General features: G+C 58.6%; 15 protein-coding genes and 1 tRNA gene. 4 read left to right on the top strand and 12 right to left on the bottom strand.

Annotation, left to right across the window (positions count from 1 at the left end; translation table 11 throughout):
* Positions 1-193: 193 nt before the first annotated feature.
* The 9 genes from ASB66_RS16315 to cpdR1 form a co-directional block, all read right to left on the bottom strand.
* A complete protein-coding gene (locus tag ASB66_RS16315) occupies positions 194-406 on the bottom strand; it encodes a hypothetical protein (protein ID WP_060718283.1) in 213 nt (70 codons plus the stop codon).
* 94 nt (positions 407-500) lie between these two features.
* Positions 501-1,787, bottom strand: coding sequence for a VWA domain-containing protein (locus ASB66_RS16310; protein ID WP_188352315.1), 1,287 nt, complete (start codon positions 1,785-1,787; stop codon positions 501-503).
* A 204-nt stretch (positions 1,788-1,991) separates the two neighbouring features.
* Positions 1,992-2,870, bottom strand: a complete 879-nt coding sequence (locus ASB66_RS16305; protein WP_060718281.1) for a transglutaminase family protein — start codon at positions 2,868-2,870, stop codon at positions 1,992-1,994.
* Between the two features lie 14 nt (positions 2,871-2,884).
* Positions 2,885-5,275, bottom strand: coding sequence for a circularly permuted type 2 ATP-grasp protein (locus ASB66_RS16300; protein ID WP_114386789.1), 2,391 nt, complete (start codon positions 5,273-5,275; stop codon positions 2,885-2,887).
* A 260-nt stretch (positions 5,276-5,535) separates the two neighbouring features.
* A complete protein-coding gene (locus tag ASB66_RS16295; RefSeq protein ID WP_114386729.1) occupies positions 5,536-8,880 on the bottom strand; it encodes a transglutaminase family protein in 3,345 nt (1,114 codons plus the stop codon).
* A 233-nt stretch (positions 8,881-9,113) separates the two neighbouring features.
* A complete protein-coding gene (locus ASB66_RS16290) occupies positions 9,114-10,541 on the bottom strand; it encodes a mannose-1-phosphate guanylyltransferase/mannose-6-phosphate isomerase (RefSeq protein WP_114386787.1) in 1,428 nt (475 codons plus the stop codon).
* A 271-nt stretch (positions 10,542-10,812) separates the two neighbouring features.
* On the bottom strand, positions 10,813-11,955 hold the full coding sequence (locus tag ASB66_RS16285; protein WP_060718279.1) for a mechanosensitive ion channel family protein: 1,143 nt from the start codon (positions 11,953-11,955) through the stop codon (positions 10,813-10,815).
* Positions 11,956-12,135: 180 nt separating this feature from the next.
* Positions 12,136-12,210 (bottom strand) — tRNA-Val (locus tag ASB66_RS16280).
* 264 nt (positions 12,211-12,474) lie between these two features.
* Positions 12,475-12,840 carry a response regulator CpdR1 gene (gene cpdR1 / locus ASB66_RS16275; protein ID WP_015917105.1) on the bottom strand — a complete coding sequence of 122 codons (366 nt, stop codon included), beginning with the start codon at positions 12,838-12,840 and terminating at the stop codon, positions 12,475-12,477.
* Between the two features lie 299 nt (positions 12,841-13,139).
* On the opposite strand from cpdR1, the gene ASB66_RS16270 reads away from it, so the two are divergent.
* Positions 13,140-14,036: an N-formylglutamate amidohydrolase gene (locus ASB66_RS16270; protein ID WP_060718278.1), complete on the top strand. Its 897-nt coding sequence runs from the start codon at positions 13,140-13,142 to the stop codon at positions 14,034-14,036.
* Positions 14,037-14,387: 351 nt separating this feature from the next.
* Positions 14,388-15,161 (top strand): histidinol-phosphatase, encoded by a 774-nt coding sequence (hisN, locus tag ASB66_RS16265; protein ID WP_060718277.1) that lies wholly within the window; start codon positions 14,388-14,390, stop codon positions 15,159-15,161.
* A 130-nt stretch (positions 15,162-15,291) separates the two neighbouring features.
* Here the strand turns inward: hisN and ASB66_RS16260 are convergent, their stop codons facing one another.
* The gene (locus ASB66_RS16260) at positions 15,292-16,341 is read right to left on the bottom strand and encodes a hypothetical protein (protein ID WP_060718276.1); all 1,050 of its coding nucleotides are present in this window, start codon (positions 16,339-16,341) and stop codon (positions 15,292-15,294) included.
* A 214-nt stretch (positions 16,342-16,555) separates the two neighbouring features.
* The gene (locus ASB66_RS16255) at positions 16,556-17,563 is read right to left on the bottom strand and encodes an alpha/beta fold hydrolase (protein WP_060718275.1); all 1,008 of its coding nucleotides are present in this window, start codon (positions 17,561-17,563) and stop codon (positions 16,556-16,558) included.
* Between the two features lie 420 nt (positions 17,564-17,983).
* Here ASB66_RS16255 and ASB66_RS16250 point away from each other — a divergent pair, with 420 nt between their 5' ends.
* A complete protein-coding gene (locus ASB66_RS16250; RefSeq protein ID WP_015917100.1) occupies positions 17,984-18,451 on the top strand; it encodes an Hsp20 family protein in 468 nt (155 codons plus the stop codon).
* Between the two features lie 95 nt (positions 18,452-18,546).
* On the opposite strand, the gene ASB66_RS16245 is transcribed toward ASB66_RS16250, so the two are convergent.
* Positions 18,547-19,593 carry a threonine aldolase family protein gene (locus ASB66_RS16245; RefSeq protein WP_060718274.1) on the bottom strand — a complete coding sequence of 349 codons (1,047 nt, stop codon included), beginning with the start codon at positions 19,591-19,593 and terminating at the stop codon, positions 18,547-18,549.
* 588 nt (positions 19,594-20,181) lie between these two features.
* Here ASB66_RS16245 and gltB point away from each other — a divergent pair.
* Positions 20,182-24,903, top strand: coding sequence for a glutamate synthase large subunit (gene gltB, locus ASB66_RS16240; RefSeq protein WP_060718273.1), 4,722 nt, complete (start codon positions 20,182-20,184; stop codon positions 24,901-24,903).
* Positions 24,904-24,953: the final 50 nt, after the last annotated feature.

The following is a 24,953-nucleotide window of genomic DNA, read 5'->3' as shown; positions in this document are numbered from 1 at the left end:
AAGGAGCAATCGTTGCTTCGTGTTTTTATGGCTCAGTTAAGCCCCGGATTATTCTTGAGATTATTGTGCGCCCGCACTTTGTGCGGATACTTCGGCCTTTGCGCCATCAGCAAAGCTTGCAGGGCCTGCATTTATCGCGGGATGTTGGTGATGGGCCGCAATACTGCGGCCAGCCCGCAAGCCATTCGCTCCGCTACTTGTCGGCCATAGACGGCAGAAAATCCTCGACCTGCTTCTTCTCGCCCGCTTCCAGCACCTCGATATGGTCCGCCCAGAATTTGGCGGCTTCCGCTGGCTCGCCTTCCCATTTGCGGGTATCGGTGATGTTGTCGTCCATCTTCAGTTTCCGGGTGCCGCCCAGTTCCAGATAGCGCTTTGCCAGTTTCAGCGAAGGTGTGTCTTCCATGACTTTCTCCTTGTGGTTCCAAGGAGGGTAAAGGCTGGCCAGAGGCGGAAAGTTCCAGACGTCTTGGCGTGGCTTGGCTTTGACCTTGCCAAAATCAATTCATCAGGCGGGTCGAGGTGGAGGTCGCTTTCTTGCCAATTTCCCCGAAGGCGGCGACAAGGCTTGCCGCATCGGTGGCCTCGTAATAGTGCGAGGCGTCGCTGGCGCAGGCACTGAGCAGCGACTTGCCATTGGCCGGTGCCATGAACGCAACCGTATAAATCTGGATGCCATCGGCCTTGATGCTGGTGCATTGGCTGCGCACGGCGGAGTCGATGCTGGAGCTCCAGCTGCTGCTGTTGCCGGTCATTTCCCCGTCCGTCATGAAGACGATGTAACGGCCAATCTTGCTGACGCTTGACACATTATGGGCGGTAATCTCTGTCTTGTTGGATGTTTGCAGCGCGCTATAGGCGGCACTCAGTGCGCCCCTGGCATCGGTCCCGCCGGTAGCGCTGAGCGCGTTGACGTAGGTGACGACATTGGCGGTTCCCCAGCTCATCGCCTGGGCGGTATCGGCACTGGCATTGTATGAATCGGCACCGGTGCGTACATATTCACTGTTTGGATCGGCCTTCTTGAGCTGTGCGGCCAGATCGGCGACGGCCAGCTTCAGGGATTCGATCTTCGTGTAGTTTTTCGTGCAGCTATAGCTCGTCGTCGTGGTCTTCTTGTTGCGGCCATAGCCAGACGTGGTGGTTGTGGTGCACGTCCCCGTGTAGGTCGTCGTCGTTTCGTCGTTCATCGAGCCTGACCGGTCAAGTACCAGATACATCGAGAGCGGGCTCTCCGATGCAGTGGTCGCGGCCTGGGCCTTGCCATAGGCTTTCAACGTCACCGTCTCCCACCCCAGGACCCTCGAAAGCGGGTTCATCGTCATGGTGTAGCTGCCTGTCAGTTCTACGTCATAGGAGGTCGATGAGCTGTTGACCTGGGTGGTCTTGACGGAAATATCCGGTTCCAGCTGTGTGATCTGGTCCACCAAACTGGTGTCCTCGTCTCTGGCCATGGTATTGGCCAGCTGCGAGGCAAGGAAGCTCTTGGCAAGGGCAATGGCGTCAGCCTCGCTCATGCCGTTGCTCATTGCCGAGGCGGCGGCAAGGGCTGCTGCATCCACAGAGCTTTGCAAGGCGCTTCTTGATTGCACCGTTTCCGTCGCATCCATCGCCAGACCTGCAACGCCGATGGAAACCGGCAGGAGAACCGCCGTCATCATGCCGAAATTGCCGCCGGTATGGCGCAGCAGGGGAATTGCCAAAGCGGCGGATCGCCGTACTTTTGAGGCAAGCAAACGACAGGCACGCAAACGAGGGCGAAGCGCCGAAATGACCATCATGTCCATCCGTGACGTTGATCCGGCACTTGTCATTTCCTGAGTGAAACGAAAGCACCGGTCGTGTTTCCTGCAACAGGACCGTGGCTTGACGATCCGCATCGCTGCTGAGGAATTGATAGGACACACTGCTTGCAACTGGCTTAATAGGGTTGCTCAAATGCAACCTATTCCTGAAATAGTGCGGTTGAAACGGAGGCGGTGCTCGCCTCGTCAGCCAATCGGAATCAGGTCCACCGCCTGGACGGTCGTGTGGTTGCCATAGCCTTTCAACACGCCGATAACAGGCGCAACATCGGAATAATCGCGGCCATAGGCGACGACGACATGGTCGGTGCCGGCGGCAATATTATTGGTCGGGTCAAGCTCGACCCAGCCGACGGTTTTGCCGCACCAGACCCTGACCCAGGCATGCATGGCGTCGGCGCCGGCCAACCGTTCCTTGCCCGGCGGCGGAATGGTGCGCAGGAAGCCGCTGACATAGCCCGCGGGAATGCCGAGGCTACGCAGCGCCACGATCATGATATGGGAAAAATCCTGGCAGACGCCCTTTTTCAGGGCAAAGGCCTGTTTCGGGGTGGTATCGACAGTGGTGGCCTTGGCATCGTATTTGAAATCCTTGTGGATACGGGCGCAAAGCTGTTCGGCGATCTGGCGCACCGTCATGCCGGGCTTCACGCCGGAGCGGGCATAGGCGGCGATATCGGGGTTTTCAGGCAGCCGTGGGCTCGATCCGGTGAAATGATGCGGGGAGGCTGGCTCCAGCGACCAATATTCGAAAAGCTCGACGGCAAGCCGGTCTGGTAGTGGCGAAAAATCCGCGGTGAACGGCTGGCTATCCACCTGGATACGGGCCTGAAGGCGGATATCCAGTTTGTCATGGGAAGACCGATAGGCAAAAGTCGTGGCCGGATGCGTGAAAAAATCGGCAAAACCAGTACGCTCATCCGGCTGCGGCTCGATGGAAATTGAACCGGCAATCAGCCTTTGCCGCTCCGGCAGCGAGATCGGCATGATGCGCAGGATGTGGCGTCCGCCAGCGGCGGCCACATCGTAGTCATAGCCCATATGCAGTGTCAGATCGTACAGCATCGATAGGTCTCTGCTCATCCGAGATAGGTTTGCGCCAAAAGATCAGACAGCAATTCCAGTTCTTTTTCCAGATGATTGTAGATATCAGGCGTCATCATTTCCGGCGTCATCACCGCCACGCTCGAATGCAGCCGGACGGTTTCGCGCAGGAAGCGCGACATTTGGCCGTTGACCTTGGCATTGGGCAATTGTTCCACTTCGTTGTGGATCTCGTTGAGTTGAAACAGGATGGAGCGCGGGTTGAGCGGGTCGAGCGCCAGAAGATCTGTCACGGTCAGGTGGGCGGTGTTGACATTATAGCGCCGCCGATGGGTCATGACATTGTCGCCGATCTCCAGCAGCATGTCGAGCGCACCGTCCGGTGCGTCCTGCCCCGCCATATGGCCAAGCAACCGGGTCATGTGCATGCCGCGCTCCAAATAGCGGCCGATGGCCAGGAACCGCCAGCCGGTGAAGCGATACATGTTTTCATGCACCAGACCGGCAAAGCCCGCCAGCTTGCGCAGCAGGATGGTCATGGCATGCGAGGCGTCGTCGCCGGGCTTGATCTTTTCATGGAAGCGGCGCGCGGTCTTGGCGAGATCATTCAGCGCCAGCCAGCCATCCGGCGAGAATCGGTCGCGGATATTGCTGGCTGAATAGACCGCGCTGTTGATATTGCCAAGCAGGCTTTCCGGCACGCCCTGGTCGGTATTGATGTCCAGTGCTTCCAGATAGTCGCTGACAAAGGCCAGAAGCGGCTGTTTCGGGTCGGCTGTTTCTGCAAAGCGGGCATTCCAGGCGCGCAGAATTCTGAGCGCCCCTTCGGCCCGCTCGATATAGCGGCCAAGCCAGAACAGGTTGTCGGCGGCGCGGCTGGGCAGGCTGCCCGGCATATTGCGGGTAAACTGTTCTTCGGCTGGCAGCAGCGTGATCCGCTCGACCGGCTTTTCCGAAACGATCCAGACATCGGCGGCAGAGCCTCCGGCCTGCATGGCCATGGCCGCCACATCGCTGCCGCTGCCGATCCGCCCAAACCCGCCGGGCATGATCTGCCAACCGTCCCTGGTGCGTGCCGCAAACACCCGCAGGCTCATCGGTCTTGGTTGCAGCCTGCCATCGACCATGGCGGGGGTGGTCGATAGCGTAACGGCTTCCTGACCGACCAGCTTGGCGCCGTCAGTTTCCAGCCAGCCGGCAATCGACTGCTGGGCGGTTTCCCGCAGGGTCGCGCCCAGCACCGACTGCCTGTTGTCATCGAAAAATGGCTGGCGCGAATAGGCCGGGCCGATCACCATTTTCTCGATATTGCGGGCGACGTGGTCGCGCTCCTGTTTTTGCCCGCACCACCAGGTGGCAATCGAGGGCAGCAACAGATCCTCACCAAGCATATGGCGACAGATGGTCGGCAGGAAAGCCATCAACGCCCGGGTTTCGAGAATGCCGGAGCCGAGCGCATTGACGAAGGTGACCGCATTGTTGCGCAGCGCCTGCACCACGCCCGGTGTGCCGATATGGCTAAGCTGGTTCAGTTCCAGTGGATCGGCAAAGGCCGCATCCAAACGACGCCACAGCACCCCGATCGGCTTCAGCCCGGCCACGGTGCGTACCATCACCTTGCCGTTGACCACGGTCAGATCCTCGCCCTCCAGCAGCATGATGCCGAGATAGCGGGCGATATAGGCATGTTCGAAATAGGTTTCATTGGCCGGGCCGGGGGACAACACAGCGATCCTGTCATCAGGGCTTTGCTTATGGCCCTGAAGCGCATCACGAAACGCCCCGAAGAACGAGGCGAGCCGGTGGACATGGGTTTCGGCATAGATGTCGGAAAAGGCCCGCGCCGTCGCCACCCGGTTTTCCAGCGCAAATCCAGCCCCGGATGGGGCCTGGGTGCGGTCAGCCAGCACCCACCAGGCACCATCTGGCCCACGGCCGATCTCGAAGGAACAAAAATGCAGGTAATGGCCACCCGCCGGCTTCACCCCGACCAGGGGCCGCAGGAATTCACCATTGGCGGCGATCAGTGCGGGCGGAATGAAGCCTTCCTGCACCAGCCTGTTATCGCTGTAGATATCGGCGACAACCCGTTCCAGCAATTCGGCCCGCTGCACCAGCCCTCGCGCCAGAACCTGCCATTCCGCATCGGCGATCAGAACCGGAATATGGGAGAACGGCCAGGCCCGCTCGGTGGGACCGGCAGACCCATAGGCGCGGTAGAAGACTCCGGCATCGCGTAGATAGCGGTCGGCACGGGCAAAGCGCTCGTGCAATTGCTCTTCATCCATGCCGTTGATGGCGGCGACGAAATTTTGCCAGACCGGACGGATGTTGCCATCCCGGTCCAGCATTTCATCGGCAGCACCGGGCAAGGCCCGGTAGCCATCGGCAAATGCCGCTCCGGGGTCCTTCTCCAGCCTGTCCATCTCAATGGCCGTACGCTTGGTCATCTTCATTCCTGCCGAAGCATGTCGTTCTCGTAAAACGGTTTCACATATTTACCGGAACGACATAGCTTCTTGTTGAAGCATGTCGTCTCCGTAAAACCGCTAGACACTTTTACGCAACATGCTTTCTCGCTGAAGCATGTCGTTCTCGCAAAACCGCTGCACACTTTTACGCGACATAGCTTCTTGTTGGCGCATGTCGTCTTCATAAAACCGTTTCACACTTTTACGCGACATGCTTAGATCCCGTGTGGTCGCCGCAAATCCAATGTGTGCGGAAATTCCGGCGAGACGGCTTCCGGCCACAGCGGATAAGATCCGGCTGTATGGCCCCAGGGTTCGAACCGCGCAAGCCGCCGGGCCTCCGCTTCATTACCATTCACAGGGAAAGTATCATAACTGCGACCACCGGGATGCGCGACATGATACACACAACCACCAATCGACCGCCCTGTCCATATATCATAAACGTCGAATGTTAGCGGTGTGTTTACAGGCAGGACCGGATGCAGCCCTGATGCCGGTTGCCAGGCCTTGTAGCGAACCCCGGCGACAGCGACGCCATTGGTACCGCTTTTCTTCAGGGGCAGGCGGCGGCCATTGCAGGCAATAGTGTACCGGTCGGGATTGGCGGTCTCCAGCTTGACCTGCAAACGCTCGACCGAACTATCGACATAGCGCACCGTGCCACCGATCGCACCTTCCTCGCCCATCACATGCCATGGCTCCAGCGCCTGGCGCAGCTCCAGTTTGCTGTCTTCGTATTCCACCTGTCCGACGAAGGGGAAGCGGAATTCGAGCTGTGCCGCAAACCATTCCGGCTTGAAGTCAAAGCCGTGTTCCCGCAGGTCTGACAACACTTCGAGAAAATCCTGCCAGAGATAATGCGGCAGCATGAAGCGGTCATGCAGCGCCGTACCCCAGCGCACGAAATTTCCACCGATCGGGTTCTTCCAGAACCGCGCGATCAGCGCCCGCACCAACAATTGCTGGGCCAGCGACATGCGGGCATTCGGTGGCATTTCAAAGCCACGGAATTCAACCAGACCCAGTCTGCCTGTCGGCCCATCCGGCGAGAACAGCTTGTCGATGCATATTTCCGAGCGATGGGTGTTGCCGGTGACATCGGTCAGCAGGTTGCGAAACAGCCGGTCGACCAGCCAGGGCAGGGGCGGGGCCGCGCCACTGTCTGGCATGGGAATCTGGGCCAGGGCGATTTCCAGCTCATAGAGCGTATCATGGCGGGCTTCGTCAAAGCGTGGCGCCTGGCTGGTCGGGCCGATGAACATGCCTGAGAACATATAGGACAAAGCCGGATGGCGCTGCCAATGCAGGACCAGGCTTTTCAGCAGATCCGGGCGGCGCAGGAACGGGCTGTCGCCGGGATTGGCACCGCCGACCACCACATGGTTGCCACCGCCGGTGCCGGTATGGCGGCCATCGATCATGAACTTGTCGGCGCCAAGCCGCGTCTGGCGGGCTTCTTCATAGATGATATCGGTGGTGGCCACGCAATCCTGCCAGCTATCGGCGGGGTGGATATTCACCTCGATAACCCCAGGATCGGGCGCGACGCGGATGACATTGATTCGCTCGTCCTGCGGCGGCGCATAGCCTTCGATGTGGATCGGCAGGCCAAGATTGCGCGCGGCGGTCTCGGCGGCGGCCACCAGTTCCAGATAGTCCTCGATCCGCTCCACCGGCGGCATGAAGACGCAGAGCCGGCCATCGCGCGGCTCGACGCTCATGGCGGTGCGCACCGCGCCGGTTATATCCCCAGCCGATCCTGAGATATTCTGTTCGTTGCGGTCCTGCTGGGTGTCGCTGGTCTTGCGCGATGCTTCCGACAGCGCCCGGCCTTCGCGGGTATCAGGTCCGAAATCCGGCAGTGGCGCGCGCGGAATGGACGGGTCAGCCGTGTGGATATAGGGATATTGCGAGGGGGGCACATAGGGCAGGGTGCCGAGCGGCATGCGAAAGCCGACAGGACTGTCGCCTGGAATGAGGAAAATCTTGCCGCGCCGGGTGCGCCATTTCTCGCTGATCCAACGCCGCCCGCTGGCCTTGGCGTTCCAGGCCTGGACCGGCAGAATATAGCCGGTCGGGATCGTCAAACCGCGCTCAAACACCTTGGCGATGCGGGCGCGCTCTTCCGGGCTTTCCAGCTTGGAATTGGACGGATCGACATTTTCCGGCAGGCTGCCTTCCTTGATGATCCAGGCTGCTGGATCTTCATAGGCCGGGAGGATCATGTCAGGCTCGATCTCCAACTCGGTGGCAATGCCAGCCATCAGCGCTTCGGCCTGCTCATGGCTCACATTGGTATCGGCCTGCTCGGTGGCGATTAGGTCCGGATTATGCCAGATCGGCTTGCCATCCTTGCGCCAGTAGAGCGAGAAGGTCCAGCGCGGCAGGCTTTCGCCCGGATACCATTTGCCCTGGCCGTAATGCAGGAAGCCACCGGGCGCAAAGCGGGTGCGCAGTTTTCGGATCAATTGATCGGCCAACGCCCGCTTCGTCGGGCCAACCGCGTCGGTATTCCATTCCGCCGACTGGAAATCGTCGATCGACACGAAGGTCGGCTCGCCGCCCATGGTCAGGCGCACGTCATGGGCCTTCAGATCGCCATCAACCTTCAGGCCCAGCGCATTCAGAGCTTCCCAGCTTTCATCGGAAAATGGCTTGGTGATGCGCGGATGCTCGGCAACCCGTGTTACCTTCATGTCGAAATCGAAATCGGTTTTGGCTTGCCCGAAATAGCCGCCGGAAATCGGCGCGGCGTTTTTGTAATGCGGGGTGGCGGCCAGCGGAATATGGCTTTCGCCGGTCATCAGGCCGGAGGTCGGGTCAAGGCCGATCCAGCCAGCGCCGGGAATATAGGCTTCCGCCCAGGCATGCAGATCGGTGAAATCCACCTTGGTGCCGGAAGGGCCATCCAGCGCTTCCAGATCCGGTTTCAGCTGGATCAGATAGCCGGAGACAAAGCGGGCGGCAAAGCCCAGATGCCGGAGGATCTGCACCAGCAACCAGCTGGTATCTCGGCAGGAGCCACGCGCCGAGGTCAGCGTTTCATCCGGTGTCTGCACGCCCGGCTCCAGGCGGATCACATAGCCGATTTCGCTTTGCAGGCGGGCATTGAGCCCGACGATCATGTCGACCGTGCCTTGGCCGGGCGTCATGTCGAGGGTCTTCAGATAGGCGTCGAGGGCGGGGCTGTCCGGCTCCGGCTTTTTGTAGATCGCCAGATCCTCGCGAATATCCTCCGGGTATTCGAAGGGCCAGGTGACGGCCTCTTCCTCCGTGAAGAAATCGAAGGGGTTGTAGATGCTCATATCGGCGGTGAGATCGACTTCGATCTTGAACTCGGTGACCGGATCGGGAAACACGAAACGGGCCAGATAGTTGCCGTAGGGATCCTGCTGGAGATTGACGAAGTGGTTTTCGGGCGTGACCTTGAGGGAATGGCTCAGAACCTTGGTTCTGGAATGGGGCGCCGGTTTCAGGCGAATAATCTGCGGCCCCAGGCGGATCGGCGTGTCATATTTATAATGGGTGAGATGATAAATGCTTGCTTTGATCGCCATGAAACCCCTCGTCCGTGATCCGGACCTAATGCCATTCTGATTGTGCCTGATCTTGTGCAATGCACAGAAATAAAGCAAGTCAGCTTCTTGGGAATTTGTTGGGCAGTGGTTTGGGAGGCTACAAACCGTCGCCCGAGCCACGGTTGTTGGCCCCTTTGCTCAAGGCGGCATCGAATGCTCTGTCGTGGCTGGATGCTCGGTACAAGGCTGAGCATCCAGCCACGTTAAAACCCTCAGGTCCGCCCAAACTCATCGATCAGCCGGACGATGTCGTCCTCACCCAGATAGGAACCGGTCTGGATTTCGATCATTTCCAGCATGATCTTGCCGGGATTGCCGAGCCGATGCACCGCCCCTTGCGGAATATAGATCGACTGGTTTTCGTAAAGCATCGTCACCTTGTCGTTGATCGTCACTTCCGCGGTGCCGCGCACGCAGATCCAATGTTCGGACCGATGGAAGTGCTTTTGCAGCGACAGTTTCTTCTCCGGGTGGACGAACAGCCGCTTCACCTGGAACCGGTCACCGTTGAGGATCGAGGTATAGCCGCCCCAGGGCCGCAGCGAGGTCGGGTGGGTCTCGGTGAGGCTCGCCGTCTTCTTGTCGCTGGCCAGAAGCTTGACCAGATTGCCGACTTCCTGGGCCTCGTCCAACCGACCAACGAAGACCGCGTCCTCGCTGGCAATCACCGCCACGCCGTCCATGCCCTGTACGGCCATGTGGCTGTTGCGGGAGATAACCAGTGAATTGCGGGTGTTATGCACAGTGGCATTGCCCTTGACGACATTGCCGTCGGCATCGGGCTCGCCGATTTTCCACACGGCGTCCCAACTGCCGAGATCCGACCATTGGATGGCGGAGGGGACGACAGCGGCATTGGCGGTTTTTTCCATCACCGCATAATCGAGGGAAATCGATGGGGCTGCGGTAAAGGCTTCCGTACTGAGCCGGATGAAATCGATATCCTTGGTGGCCTTGGCAACGGCCTCTGTCGCGGCTGCCATCACCTCTGGCGCGTAGCGTTCCAGTTCGTCGATGATATCTGTCGCGCAAAACAGGAACATGCCGGAGTTCCAGTAGTAATTTCCGGCATCGATCAGCGCTTGCGCCTTTTGCGCATCCGGCTTTTCAACAAACCGGCTGACGGCATGGGCGCCATTGCCGAGATCGGCTCCCAGTTCGATATAGCCATAGCCGGTGGCCGGTTCTGTCGGGGTGATGCCGAACGTGACGAGCTTGCCGCTTCTTGCGGCGGTGGCCGCAGCCGTGATCGAGGCGAGATAGACGGCATCGACGGTGATGGCGTGGTCGGACGCCAGCACGAGCAGGGCCGCATCAGGCCCGAACCGTTCCGCGACGACGCGGGCGGCGACAGCAATGGCGGCTGCCGTGTTGCGTGCCACCGGCTCCAGCAGGATGCCCGACAGCGCCACGCCCTGTTCGCGGGCCTGTTCGGCGACCAGGAAGCGAAACTCCTCATTGGTCACCACCAACGGCGCTTCATAGAGACTGGTATCGCTGACGCGCTGCAATGTGGACTGAAAAAGCGTTTCCTCGCCCACCACTTTCAGGAACTGCTTGGCGGCGGTGGCGCGCGATAGTGGCCACAACCGTGTGCCTTTGCCGCCTGCCATGATGACGGGGACGATTTTATCGGTCATTCTCGGTCCTTTCTGCAGAAAGCGCGCGGCCGCAATCCGGAAGGATCTGGTGGCGAAAGGCATGAAAGCGCTCCGGCCTCATAGCGGGTCTGGCGTGAAGGGGTTGTTGCATTTTTCTGCAAAACATCCAAGCGCTTCGTCGGCGACGAGCGCAGAATTCCTCGAATCGGGCCAGGATTGCCATCTCGATCAGGCAGAGGGTAAAAAATCGGCCTGAAAGGCCCATTATCGCCGACAACGGTTATTCCCGTTGCTATCGGTCGCCCAGATGTCAGGCGTCGATTTTCTCAGGTCGAGCGGTTGCGCCGGGCTGAATTGGTGCGAACGACCCATCCTTTAAACTCTCTGGCTTTTCCTGGTGAATGCGCAGGCGTGGCAAGGAGTCTGGATAATCTGTCTGAATGAAGTCCATCAGCTTTTCGCGCACATAGCAGCGCAAATCGAAAGCCTTTCCGGCGTTGGCGGCGGACACCAGAATCCGGATTTCCATCACCTGATCCTTCAGGTCCGTGACGGCAAGGTTGAAGACATTTCCATCCCATAACGGTGCTGACCTGACGATATCCTCAGTTTTTCGGCGCAGGGTGGAGACCGGAACGGAATAATCCATGTAGAGCATGACCGTGCCGATCAGCGCTGCACCTTCGCGGGTCCAGTTCTGGAAAGGCTTTTCGATGAAATAATTGAGCGGCAGGACCAGTCTTCGCCAATCCCAGAGCTTCACCACCACATAGGTGGCGGTTATTTCCTCGACATGACCGAACTCACCTTCAACAATCAGCGCATCATCGATGCGGATCGGCTGGGTGATGGCCAATTGCAGCCCGGCAAACAAATTTTTCAGCATCGGCTGCAAGGCGAGACCGAGAACGATACCCGCGACACCCGCCGAGGCCAGCAGGCTGACCCCATATTGGCGCACCGCCGGAAAAGACATCAGAACAGCTGCCGCCGTGAGTGCGACGATGCCGGTGGCGGCCACCCTTTCCATGATTCGGGATTGGGTAACGTGCTTGCGGGCTAGTAGATTGTCTTCGGCATCAAGCTTGAAGCGGCGAAGATAGACGGTGACCCAGATATGCAGGGCGGTGCGGGTCATCCATCCAACAACAACGACGAAGCAGAGCAACAGGGCATGTCGTCCGATGGTCGCTGCCGAATCGCTCAAAGGTGCGAGAGTGACGCCGATCGACAGCGTACAGGTCAGAATTGCAAGCCGCAGTGGCCGCCGGGTGCGTTGCACCAGCGAGCGCCAGAAAAGATCCCGATTTTCCGTCAGCCGTGTCAGGATGCGGAAGCCGAAGCGCTGAATTAACATGCCCGCCAGAAAAGCAAGAAGCAGGACACAAAGCGAAACAGCCCAATCCGGCATCCATGCGATGGCATGTTGCAATGTTTCAAAAATAGTCTGCATCCAAACCCATCTAGGGTGCAATGCGGTATAGAAAATAGGGAAAGGGCAAAAAAAATGCCCGGGAACGGTTCTTACAGACCAGCGCGGCAATGGCGAGCGAGGCAGTAGGCCACGATGAACCGGCCTACGGTCTTGATATGAACTAGGCTTGTCAACGCTATAAAAGGGAAGAAAGTCGGATGGTGGGCGTGACAGGGATTGAACCTGTGACCCCTACGATGTCAACGTAGTGCTCTCCCGCTGAGCTACACGCCCATCCGATGGCGGGGGTAAACCATGAAACCGCCGTTTCCGTCAATAGCTATTACGCGGTTTGGACCAAGAATTCGGCAAGCTTTTGTATCTGCTGTCTTTTCCGGGTTTATGCGCAGGCGCTTCACTGTGGTGATCTACCATGCGCCAGGATATGGCGCATGCATGGTTTGCCGCGCCGCTTGCGATGCGACGCATGATCGTCGCAAATCGCGGACGATCGGACGGTTCCAATCTGGGCGGCGCAGTCGCTGGAACCAGACGGCCTCAGGCGGCGGTCAGCAGCTTGTTGACCTCGTCTACCAGGTCGCGCAGATGGAAGGGCTTGGACAGGACCTTGGCATCCTTGGGCGCCTTGGAATCGGCGTTCAGCGCCACGGCGGCAAAGCCGGTGATGAACATCACCTTCAGGTCCGGGTCGAGTTCGGTGGCGCGGCGGGCCAGCTCGATACCGTCCATTTCCGGCATGACGATGTCGGTCAGGAGCAGCGAGAAGGGTTCTTCGCGAAGCCTGTCATAGGCGCTGGCGCCATTGTCATAGGAGGATACTTTGTATCCGGCCTTTTCCAGGGCTTTCACCAGGAAGCGGCGCATGTCGTTGTCATCTTCGGCAAGAAGTATTTTCTGAGTCATTGCTGGACCGTTACTCAACTGGGATCATGGTGTTAAGCTTTCCCAGATATTCCAGCCCGTGTAAACAGCAGGTGAAGACGGGAAAGCCGGGTGTGATTTTTCGCCACTACAGCGACCTGTCCGCGTCTTTGGCGGCGCAGACAGGTCGCTGTAGCGCATTATAATTGCTGCATAAGTGCTGCATGATTCTCTTACCATGCCGTATTCGGCTTCAAGATTAATGCAGTATGGACTTCGCGGTGGGCAACTGGCAACATATGTTTCATTATGAATTGCTGATTTGGTAAAGAAGGGGTGAGATGCAGCCGGAACGCGACGATTTCGAGCTGTTTGACGTGCGCGAACCCGAACAGCATAGCATTCCCTTTGTTTACAATTCCCCCCATAGCGGCAGAGATTATCCACAGGAGTTTCTCGCTCGTTCGCGCCTGGACAGGCTTTCCATCCGCCGTTCGGAGGATCACTTCGTCGATGAGCTGTTTGCGGCGGCACCCGATCATGGGGCGCCCTTGCTCTACGCGAAATTTCCACGCGCCTATATCGATGTCAACCGCGAGCCTTATGAGCTCGATCCGAAGATGTTTTCCGGCACCCTGCCGCCTTACGTCAATGCCCATTCGGTGCGCGTTGCCGGAGGGCTCGGCACAATTGCGCGGATTGTGGCCGAAAATATGGAAATCTACCGGGAGCGGTTGAGCGTGGAGGAGGGGATTGCCCGGATCGAGACGATCTACAAGCCCTATCACGCCTGCCTGCGCCGGCTGATTGCCCGCACCCATGCCCATTTCGGTGCGGCTATTCTGATCGATTGCCATTCGATGCCCGGCAATATCCGGTTGAGCGGCAGCGCCATTCGTCCTGATTTCATCATTGGCGACCGATATGGCACCAGTGCTTCGGCCGAACTGACCCATGCGGCCATGCAGGTGCTCAGCGATTTCGGATTTACGGCGGTGCGCAACAAGCCCTATGCCGGTGGCTTCATCACCGAACATTACGGGCGTCCCGCTAGGGGCCTGCACGCTCTACAGATCGAGATTAACCGCGCGCTGTATGTTGATGAGGCCACGTTGGAAAAACGACCGGATTTCGCCTTGCTTGCAGCCACGCTGTCGCGGTTCATCGGCCAGATGGCGGAGCTTTCCAAAGGCATTGCCACGCCCGGCCTCGGCGATGGCGCGCTCGCTGCCGAATAGAGCATTGTTCCGAAGAGTGGAAATCGGTTTTCAAGCCCTGCGATGCAAAGCGCGATAGGGCAAAAAAAACCGCGCTCGAGGCGCGGCAAGTCTAGGGAGGAAACACCCAAGGAGGGTATTTACAGTCGAAAGACTGTAAGATGTATAATATTTTGCATTGCACAAATGTCAAGGCAATTTTGACATTTTTTTAATCATGATTATTTTTTAAGCATTTGCATCAAGGAAATGCACGAATGGCGTGCAATTCGGCGCTCTGCCTGTCGTCTTGATAAATTTATGCTGGAGCGAATTCCGATCCGGCGTTTTATGCCGTAAGACACGTCTACATTCACCTACCGAGGAAGCCGCATGCGCCCCGACAAGACGTTTTTCGACAGCCTCGCCGAGGCCGCCAAGGCTGAGACCCTGCCACGCTTTCGCTCAATGCTCGATGTCGTCAACAAGGATGCGGGCGGCTATGATCCCGTTACCGAAGGCGATAAGGCAGCGGAAACTGCGATCCGCGTGCTGATTGAGGCCAAGTTCCCCGATCACGGCATTTTGGGCGAGGAACATGACAATATCGGCCTTGGCCGCGATTGTGTCTGGGTGATCGATCCGATCGACGGAACGCGAGCGTTTATTTCCGGTCTGCCCACCTGGGGAACGCTGATTGGTTTTCAGGAAAACGGTCATGCTGTGATGGGCATGATGGACCAGCCTTTTACCGGCGAGCGTTATTTTGCCGATGGGGAGAAAGCCTGGTACCGCGGGCCGGATGGCCAGCGGCAGATCGCAACGCGGGTCTGCACCAGTCTCTCGGATGCGGTGCTTTACACCACCTCGCCGGATATTTTTCTGGAAGACGAGCGCCCGCGTTTCGATGCGGTGCGGGCCAAGGTGCGGCTGACCCGCTATGGCGTGGATTGCTATGCCTATGCGCTGCTGGCGGCAGGCTTTGTCGATCTGGTGATCGAAACGGGGCTGAAGCCTTATGATGTCGGCGCGCTGATCCCGATCATCGAACAAGCGGGCGGGGTGATCACCACCTGGGACGGAGGCCGCCCGGAAGCCGGTGGCAAGATCATCGCGGCAAGCTCCATCGCGGTTCATCAGCAGGCACTGGCAATTCTGGCGGGTTGATCGCCGCCGGTGTCCATGCGGATCGTCCATTATGCAGCAAATAAACTGCTACAGCGTCCTGCGCCATATAATGGCGCAGGACGCTGTAGGGGCATTCTCAGGTCTGGCTCAGGTCTGGTGAGACCGGCGATTAGCCAAGTATGCCTGCTTGCGCTTCGATGGCCTCAATCTCGCTTGGAACGTCGCCTTGCGGCTGGTACTTCTGCAGGCCAGCATGGAACGGACATCCGGCAAATTTCGGATCGTCCTTGTAGAGCGAAACGTAATGCTCCGGAAACGCCTGATCAAGGGCTCGGATGCCGGCCTTGATGTCCGCCTTTTCATCCTTGCTCATTTTGTCGCGTGATTCGATATAGCTTTCCGTCGGATCGTCTAACTGGGTTTCCAGATACCAGAAGATCAGGCCCATCAATTTGGGCAGAACATCCTGCGCCATCGGATAGGCTGGTTCGATCTGCATGGTTTCAAGGGTTGTGGGCAGCGACATCGAGCGGAGCAGCTGGTGTCCGAGCCAATGCAATTCCTTGGGGAAAAAGCGGAAGACGAATTGCTCATAAATCGCCGTGGCGATGAGATTGCCGCGCTCGTGCTTCGGCCTATCCATTTCTTCTATCGCTTCGCAATAGCTGATCAGGCCCGCAAAATCCTCGGGATAGCCATGCAGCGGCTGATTGTTCTCGGCCACGAACAGCTTGGACATTTCCAGCCAAAACCGATGGGAGGCGATCTGTTCCTTTTCCGAAATGCCCGGCAGCCCCATGCGCAACCGGAGACGGTGCATGGTTATGGCCGTAAAGGCGCATGTATAGATATAATCTTCAGTATAGGAGAATCGACCTGGATATTTCTTGGCCCAATAGGCATGCAGGTTGTTAATGCCTTCGGCGGATTTCTTGGTGCGTTCATCATGGGGTCCATAGAACCACCACAAGGCGTTGGCGCTGCTGGTCTGTTCAACGCGACTCGTGGCACGATCAACCACCTTGCCGCCATCGTCGCGCCAGACAACTTCCGCACCCCATTCCGTCACCACGAAATTCGGAAAGGTCAGTGCGTAGATGAAGTTTTGCATAAAGTCGTTGAGGCCGTAGCTGCTCGACAGCCGCCAGATCCGCACATAGTCCTTCTCAGGATCGAGAGATTGAATTTCGTTCTGGATCCATTTCTTAGGCGCATTCATCGTATTTCTCCTCCCAGAAAGCAAATTGGGCGCTGAACGTCAGCACCCATCTTCACTAAACAATACGAATTCGTACATTATTGATGTTCTGAATTCTGTCAATTCGGATCGTTCGCCAGCAATAAAAATCCCTTAAGGAATGCCAGGAGAAGGGCCGGGAAACCGCGTGGGACGATCAACGATGGTTGTGGGATGCTTGAGGAGAGATGACGTGTCAAAGACCGACGAGTGCTGCCTCGCCGTCGATCTGCATTGGGTCACTGCCGGGAATGAAGGCATGGATGGCGGCAAGCGCCTGTTCGCGGTAGCGGTCCTGTTCCTGCAACACTTCATGACGGGCGCCGGGAATGGACAGCAATTGCGCGGCGCGGAAATGCCGGGCCAGATGTTCCTGCGCACTAAAGGGCACGACGCCGTCCAGCATCGGAGCAAGCAACAGAGTGGGGATGGTGATCCCCGTCAGGTGAGCGGGATCGTTGACCCGTCGGATGGCTTTTGCACATTCATGCAGCCAGCGGGCCGAAGGCGCACGGATCGAAAGCTCCGGCACGGCGGCAAAAATCGCCATATTGCGGTCGAAGCGGGCGGCATCCGAGGTCAGAACATTGGTGGCGAAGGTGTGCGGCTTGCTGGCTGATGACAAGGGTCGGTTGCCAAGCCCGAGCGTTGATGCCAGACGCGCTAGCGCAAACACCTTTGCCGCCGACAAAGCTTCACCATGCAGGCCGACAAAGGGGGCTGACAGGACCAGCCGTGAAATGCGCCCAGACAGCCGTGGCGCTGCGGCAAGGGCAATCAACCCACCGGTGGAATGGGCGATCATCGAGAAGGGCAGGCGGCAATCCGGCAGCACGACCTGCTCCAGGAACAGCTCCAGATCCTGCTCATAATCGGAAAAGCGCCGCACATGACCCCAGCGCTTTTCGCTATCTCCTCTGGATTTTGAGGACTTTTGCAGAAGTGTCCAGTCGGACAGGCCTTGGCCGCGCAGATCAAAGGTGGCGACCCAAAGACCCGCTGCGGTCAGGTCGCGGATGGTTTCAAAATATTTCTCGATGGATTCGCTGCGGCCATGCACCAGCACCACCGTGCCCTTAGCCGGGCTGATATCGCTCTTGAAGATCGCATAGCGCAGGCGAAGGCCGTCGTAGCTGGTGAAAAAGCCGGCGTGATGATTGTCAGGAATGGGATTGCCGTCCACGGCATGAAGCACGCTATCCATGGCCTTGCCTTTCCAAGCACAATCGTCAGTTTTTCATATCGCATATTTGCGCGCACCGAAATCGGGTCAAGGAAAAAAGCCGCCCATTGCTTCAAGACGATTGGGCTTTGAGACTAATGGGCGGCAGCAGGCACTGAAGACGCAGGGACGATATTCTTCAGCCACCAGGATCACTCCTGATAGGTGGACGCTAGTGCGGCCAAGGTGAACCGATGCCAAACCCGCCATTCATCAAAAATTCAGCCACAAAAAATCGGCCATCATGGTGCGTGCATGTCGAGGGGTCTTGAACTCGCAAATCGCCTTTCCCATCTCTTTGTTGCAGGCGCCGGAAGGGCCTGCACCATCCGGCAGACACCGCCACATCAGGGGTATCTGTCTTAGTCATTACCGCAACCGTCGCTTCTCAGGAGGACACCTATGCGTCACGTTGATTTTTCCCCGCTCTATCGCTCCACCGTTGGTTTCGACCGCCTGTTTACCATGCTGGACAGCCTGGGTCAGCCGGATCAGGCCCAGAGCTATCCGCCCTATAATATCGAGCGGACGGGCGACAATACCTACCGGATCACCATGGCCGTTGCCGGGTTCGATGAAACCGAGCTCAGCATCGAGGCCCATGCGCATGTGCTGGCGGTCAAGGGTGAAAAGGCCCAGGAAGACCAGGCCGAACAGACCGAGTTTCTGTATCGCGGCATTGCCAAGCGTGGGTTCGAGCGTCGTTTCCAGCTTGCCGACCATGTCGAGGTGACCAATGCTTCGCTGAAGAACGGCCTGCTGCATATCGATCTGCTGCGCAATATTCCCGAAGCCATGAAGCCACGCCGCATCGCGATTGCCAGCGAGCCGGTCGAAGCGCCCAAGGCCATCGAGTCTCGCGTCGTCTGATATAGCGTTCAGCGTTCGTGAGGAATGAAGAAGGGCGGCTTGGTGCCGCCCTTTTGTGTTTTTGGTGTTTATCGAAGCCGTCAGTCTTCAAATACTTAGAGAATCTCTAGAAACTGGTCGACGTCCTGCTCTGTCGTGGCAAAGCTGGTGACCAACCGGATCAAGACATTGTCCTGACCGACCAATCCGGGCTCATCACGGGGTGTCAGCCATTCGTAGAATTTCGCGCCGCGGGCTTCGGCCTGCTTGGCGGCATCCTTGCCGATCACTGCGAAGACTTCATTGCTCTCGGTCTTCCAGGCCAGACGGGCCTTGTTGTTTTTGCTGAGACCGGCGCGCATCCGGTCGGCCATGGCATTGGCATGGCGGGCCAGATCCAGCCACAGATCATCCTTGAAATAGGCTTCCAACTGGGCGGACACGAAGCGGGTCTTGGAAAACAGTTGCGCCGACCGCTTGCGGATATAGGGCATTTCCTCGGCCATGTCTGGGTTGAAGAATATGATGGCTTCCACACACCAGCAGCCATTCTTGGTGCCGCCAAAGGAGAGAATATCGACGCCGCGCTTCCAGGTCATTTCGGCGGGCGTCGCATCGAGCGCCACCAGCGCATTGGCAAACCGGGCGCCGTCCATGTGCAGGGGCAGGGATTTGGCGCGGGCAATGGCGCTGATCGCGGAGATCTCGTCCAGAGTATAGATAGTGCCAGCTTCGGTCGCCTGGGTAATCGTTACCGCCATGGGCCGACCCTGGTGGACGGAAGGCGTGTCAAAGCGCGAGACGGCGGTGTGAAGGGCTGCCGCACTCATCTTGCCGCCGCCGCCCTCAACCGGATAGAGCCGGCTGGCGTGGCTGAGATATTCCGGCGCGCCACCTTCGTCGGCATTCACATGCGCGTCGAAATGGCAGAAAGTGACGCCACCGGCCCGCGCCACACTGGCCAGCGCCAGCGAATTGGCCGCCGTGCCAGTGCCAACGAAGAACACCGAGACGTCGCGCTCGAAAATCTGGTTGAAATGCGCTTCGACGCGCCGGTCGAGATCGCTGGTGCCATAGGCGCTGGCATAGCCCGCCGCTTCCTTCATCAGACTTTCGGCAATGGCGGGATGGGCTCCGGCCCAATTATCGGATGCAAAGAACATGATGGCTTCCTGATTGGCTGTAACGCTTGTCTATCGGCGTGACTTTGACCCTAACGATTTTGCTGCCGTGTTCAATCCGGTCCAATCACCCGTCGCGGTCCGGACCGATTATCACCAGGGCGATTGTCTTCGTATTCCGCGCTCCGGTTTAGTTTCCTGCGCAAAGACCTCAACAGACGAAAGAATAATGCGGTAGATCGCCAAAAAAGACAGATTCTGTCGCGTCATCACCCGGCTTTTTAAGCTGATGGCTTGCGAAGCCGATTTGTTTCTGCCATATAGATTGCAGAAATAGGTCAATAAAACTGACATAATTTCGGAAATCGAGTGGCAGGTTTTGGTTTTCTGGGTCTTTCGTCCTCGCTCTCTTGCGCTATACTCACCGGGATATCTGCTTTTGCAGCGGTCGAGAGAAGCTGTGCAGAAAGGTCAGGTTTGTGACCTGTTTTGCATACGGCAAGCGGGGCGCCTCTAAAATCTGGCCCCTGGTTTGGGCAGCGACAAGCCCCCGTCGGTATTCGATTTTGTCAAATAGCTGTGTGCCGGATCGGATAGTTTCGACCGGACGGTTCAACTGGAGGGAAAGCGATGACGCATATGATGCCATCCGAAGCAATCGTGGCGGCCGATGCGGCGCAGGCGAACGCCGGTGCCGCTACGGTAAAGCGTTATGGTCTTCCGCAAAAGCAGGGCCTCTATGATCCGCGCAACGAGCATGATGCCTGTGGCGTCGGCTTCATCGCCCATATGAAGGGCGAGAAGTCGCACCAGATCGTCCGCGACGGCCTGTTCATCCTTGAAAACCTCACCCATCGCGGCGCGGTCGGCGCCGATCCGCTGATGGGCGACGGCGCTGGCATTCTGGTGCAGATCCCGGACCGGTTCTTCCGTGAGGAAATGGCTGCCCAGGGCGTCATTCTGCCCAAGGCTGGCGAATATGCCGTCGGTCATTTCTTCTTTCCCGCCGATGAAGAGCAGATCGCCCATTTCAAGAAGGTGATCACCGATGTCTGTCTGACCGAGGGCCAGCACCTGCTCGGCTACCGCGATGTGCCGGTCGACAATTCCTCGCTGTCCAAGGCCCCGGACATTGCCGCCACCGAGCCGCGCCATATCCAGGTGTTCATCGGCGCGGGCCGCGATGCCGCCAGCCAGGATGCGTTCGAGCGCCGGTTGTTCTTGCTGCGCAAGGTGATTTCCAACCGGATCTATGACGAATTCGGCGGTCAGGAAACCGGCTTCTATCCGGTGTCGCTGTCCTCCTCGACCATCGTCTACAAGGGCATGTTCCTGGCCTATCAGGTTGGCGCCTATTATAAGGATCTCGCCGATCCGCGCTTCGAATCGGCTGTGGCCCTGGTGCATCAGCGCTTTTCCACCAACACCTTCCCATCGTGGAAGCTGGCGCATCCTTACCGCATGGTCGCCCATAACGGCGAAATCAACACGCTGCGCGGCAATGTCAACTGGATGGCTGCCCGTCAGGCGTCGGTCTCCTCGCCGCTGTTCGGCGACGATATTTCCAAGCTCTGGCCGATCTCCTACGAGGGCCAGTCGGACACTGCCTGTTTTGATAACGCCCTCGAATTCCTGATCCGCGGCGGCTATTCCATGGCCCATGCGGTGATGATGCTAATCCCGGAAGCCTGGGCTGGCAACCAGTTGATGAGCAAGGAACGCAAGGCGTTTTACGAATATCATGCCGCGTTGATGGAGCCATGGGACGGCCCTGCCGCCGTGGCCTTCACCGATGGCCGCCAGATCGGCGCAACCCTGGACCGCAACGGTCTGCGTCCGGCCCGCTATCTGGTCACCGATGACGACCGGATCATCATGGCGTCGGAAGCCGGTACGCTGCCGGTGCCGGAAGAAAAGATCGTTAAGAAGTGGCGTTTGCAGCCGGGCAAGATGCTGCTGATCGATATGGAAAAGGGCCGGATCGTTTCCGATGAGGAAGTGAAGTCTGATCTGGCCGGAAGCCTTCCCTACCGGGAATGGCTGGATCGGACCCAGTTGATCCTTGAGGATCTGAAGCCGGTCGAGCCACGGGCGCTGCGCCGCGACGTGTCGCTGCTCGACCGTCAGCAGGCCTTCGGCTACACGCTGGAAGACACCCGTATCCTGATGTCGCCGATGGCGACCACCGGCCAGGAAGCCATCGGCTCGATGGGAACGGATACGCCGATTTCGGCGATGTCGTCGAAGTCGAAGCTGCTGTATACCTATTTCAAGCAGAACTTCGCTCAGGTCACCAACCCGCCGATCGATCCGATCCGCGAGGAACTGGTGATGAGCCTGGTATCCTTCATCGGCCCGCGCCCCAACATTCTCGATCATGAGGGGGCAGCCCGCGCCAAGCGGCTGGAAGTGCGCCAGCCGATCCTGACCAATGGCGATCTGGAAAAGATCCGCTCGATTGGCCATACCGAGGACCGGTTCGACACCAAGACGCTCGACTTCACCTATGACGTCGATCGCGGCGCCGAAGGCATGCCTGACATGCTCGACCGGCTCTGCGAGCGCGCCGAAGCGGCGGTGCGTGGCGGCTATAACATCATCGTGCTGTCGGACCGGCAGATCGGCCCTGATCGTATCGCCATCCCGGCGCTGCTGGCCACGGCTGCCGTGCATCATCACCTGATCCGCAAGGGCCTGCGCACCTCGGTCGGCCTGGTGGTGGAAACTGGTGAGCCGCGTGAAGTGCATCATTTCTGCTGTCTGGCGGGCTATGGCGCGGAAGCCATCAACCCCTATCTAGCCTTCGACACGCTGCTCGACATGCACAAGCATGGCGAATTCCCCAAGGAAGTCGATGCAAGCGAAGTTGTCTATCGCTATATCAAGGCGGTCGGTAAGGGCATTCTCAAGGTGATGTCCAAGATGGGCATTTCCACCTATCAGTCCTATTGCGGCGCGCAGATTTTCGACGCCATCGGGTTGAACTCCCAGTTGATCGATCAGTATTTCTTCGGCACGGCCTCCAACATTGAAGGCATTGGCCTCGCCGAGATTGCGCAGGAAACAGTGGCGCGCCATCATTCCGCCTTCGGCAAGGACCCGATCCTGGCGACTTCGCTGGATATCGGCGGCGAATATGCTTACCGCCTGCGCGGTGAAAACCACGCCTGGAGCCCGGATTCGATCGCCTCGCTGCAACATGCCGTGCGTGGCAACTCCCAGGAGCGCTACCGCGAATTCGCGGAAATGGTCAATGAGAGCGCCCTGCGGATGAACACCATTCGCGGTTTGTTCAAGATCAAGAAGGCGGCCGATCAGGGACGTCAGCCGATTTCGGTCGATGAGGTCGAACCGGCCGCCGAGATCGTTAAGCGTTTCTCCACCGGCGCCATGTCGTTCGGCTCGATCAGCCGTGAAGCGCATACCACGCTCGCCATCGCCATGAACCGCATCGGCGGCAAGTCCAACACGGGTGAGGGCGGCGAAGAGAGCGACCGTTATCTGCCATTGTTCAACGGTTCGCCCAACCCGGAACGCTCCGCCATCAAGCAGATCGCCTCTGGCCGGTTCGGTGTGACCACTGAATATCTTGTCAATGCCGATATGCTGCAAATCAAGGTGGCGCAGGGTGCCAAGCCCGGCGAGGGCGGACAATTGCCCGGCCACAAGGTGGACGCGACGGTTGCCAAGACCCGGCATTCCACACCGGGTGTCGGTCTGATTTCACCGCCACCGCATCACGACATTTACTCCATCGAAGATCTGGCACAGCTGATCTACGACCTGAAGAACGTCAATCCGGCTGCCGATGTTTCGGTCAAGCTGGTGTCGGAAGTCGGTGTCGGCACGGTGGCCGCCGGCGTTGCCAAGGCCCGCGCCGATCATATCACCGTGTCCGGCTTCGATGGCGGCACGGGCGCCTCGCCTCTGACCTCGCTGAAGCACGCCGGTTCGCCATGGGAAATCGGCCTGGCCGAAACCCAGCAGACGCTGGTGCTGAACGGCTTGCGCTCGCGCATCGCCCTTCAGGTCGATGGCGGTCTGAAGACCGGCCGCGACGTCATCATCGGCGCATTGCTCGGTGCCGACGAATTCGGCTTTGCCACTGCACCGCTGATTGCCGCAGGCTGCATCATGATGCGCAAGTGCCATCTCAATACCTGCCCGGTTGGCGTCGCCACCCAGGACCCGGTTCTGCGCAAGCGCTTCAAGGGTACGCCGGAACATGTCATCAACTACTTCTTCTTTGTCGCGGAAGAAGTGCGCGAAATCCTTGCCTCGCTGGGTTTTGCCAAGCTGGATGACATTATCGGCGCCTCGGAACTTCTGGAAAAGAATGACATGCTGGCCCATTGGAAGGCCGAGGGTCTCGATTTCTCGAAGATTTTCCACAAGGTCGATGCGCCCAAGGAAGCCACTTACTGGACGGCGCGCCAGCATCATCCGATTGAAGATGTGCTGGACCGCAAGCTGATCGAAAAGTCGATGCCTGCGCTGGAATCCAAGCAGCCTGTGGTGTTCGATGTCGATATCAAGAATGTCGACCGCTCAGCCGGTGCCATGCTGTCGGGTGAACTTGCCAAGCGCTGGGGCCATAAGGGTTTGAAGGATGACACTGTTCATGTGACGCTGAACGGCACGGCGGGCCAGTCCTTCGGAGCGTTTCTGTCGCGCGGCATCACCTTCGATCTGGTCGGTGACGGCAACGACTATGTCGGCAAGGGTCTGTCCGGTGGCCGGATCATCGTGCGTCCGCCGGAAAATGCGCGGATCGTGGCTGAACACTCGATCATCGTCGGCAACACCGTGCTCTACGGCGCCATTGCCGGGGAATGCTATTTCCGCGGCGTGGCTGGTGAACGGTTCGCGGTGCGCAATTCTGGCGCCATCGCGGTTGTCGAAGGCGTGGGCGACCACGGCTGCGAATACATGACGGGCGGCGTGGTGGTCGTGCTGGGCGAAACCGGCCGCAACTTTGCAGCCGGCATGTCGGGTGGCGTCGCCTATGTGCTGGACGAACAGGGCGATTTCGCCAAGCGCTGCAACATGGCGATGGTGGAGCTGGAGCCGGTGCCGGAAGAAGATGACATGCTGGAAAAGCTGCATCACCATGGCGGCGATTTGATGCACAAGGGTCTGGTGGACGTGTCAGAAGACATGACCCGCCATGACGAGGAGCGGCTCTACCAGCTGATCTCCAACCATCTGCATTATACCGGCTCGAACCGCGCCAAGCAGATCCTCGACAACTGGGCCGATTACCGTCCGAAATTCCGCAAAGTGATGCCGGTCGAATATCGCCGGGCACTGGAGGAAATGGAACGGATGCGCATGGGCGTTGCCGCTGAATAATTCGCCACCGCGCGATCCCGGCATCCGGGATCGCGATCACGCATGGCATG

The organism is Gillisella vitis (assembly GCF_001541345.2).
Taxonomy (GTDB): domain Bacteria; phylum Pseudomonadota; class Alphaproteobacteria; order Rhizobiales; family Rhizobiaceae; genus Allorhizobium; species Allorhizobium vitis.
Note: the sequence above shows the minus strand (reverse complement) of the source record. Positions and strands in the feature narration are given on the sequence as shown.

Coding starts and splice junctions, on each gene's coding strand:
- ASB66_RS16295 (WP_114386729.1), bottom strand. CDS start 8,880: ATGGCGATCAAAGCAAGCATTTATCATCTCACCCATTATAAATATGAC.
- gltB (WP_060718273.1), top strand. CDS start 20,182: ATGACGCATATGATGCCATCCGAAGCAATCGTGGCGGCCGATGCGGCG.
- cpdR1 (WP_015917105.1), bottom strand. CDS start 12,840: ATGACTCAGAAAATACTTCTTGCCGAAGATGACAACGACATGCGCCGC.
- ASB66_RS16285 (WP_060718279.1), bottom strand. CDS start 11,955: ATGCAGACTATTTTTGAAACATTGCAACATGCCATCGCATGGATGCCG.
- ASB66_RS16250 (WP_015917100.1), top strand. CDS start 17,984: ATGCGTCACGTTGATTTTTCCCCGCTCTATCGCTCCACCGTTGGTTTC.
- ASB66_RS16260 (WP_060718276.1), bottom strand. CDS start 16,341: ATGAATGCGCCTAAGAAATGGATCCAGAACGAAATTCAATCTCTCGAT.
- ASB66_RS16310 (WP_188352315.1), bottom strand. CDS start 1,787: ATGGACATGATGGTCATTTCGGCGCTTCGCCCTCGTTTGCGTGCCTGT.
- ASB66_RS16255 (WP_060718275.1), bottom strand. CDS start 17,563: ATGGATAGCGTGCTTCATGCCGTGGACGGCAATCCCATTCCTGACAAT.
- ASB66_RS16315 (WP_060718283.1), bottom strand. CDS start 406: ATGGAAGACACACCTTCGCTGAAACTGGCAAAGCGCTATCTGGAACTG.
- ASB66_RS16290 (WP_114386787.1), bottom strand. CDS start 10,541: ATGACCGATAAAATCGTCCCCGTCATCATGGCAGGCGGCAAAGGCACA.
- hisN (WP_060718277.1), top strand. CDS start 14,388: ATGCGCCCCGACAAGACGTTTTTCGACAGCCTCGCCGAGGCCGCCAAG.
- ASB66_RS16300 (WP_114386789.1), bottom strand. CDS start 5,275: ATGGACAGGCTGGAGAAGGACCCCGGAGCGGCATTTGCCGATGGCTAC.
- ASB66_RS16305 (WP_060718281.1), bottom strand. CDS start 2,870: ATGCTGTACGATCTGACACTGCATATGGGCTATGACTACGATGTGGCC.
- ASB66_RS16270 (WP_060718278.1), top strand. CDS start 13,140: ATGCAGCCGGAACGCGACGATTTCGAGCTGTTTGACGTGCGCGAACCC.
- ASB66_RS16245 (WP_060718274.1), bottom strand. CDS start 19,593: ATGTTCTTTGCATCCGATAATTGGGCCGGAGCCCATCCCGCCATTGCC.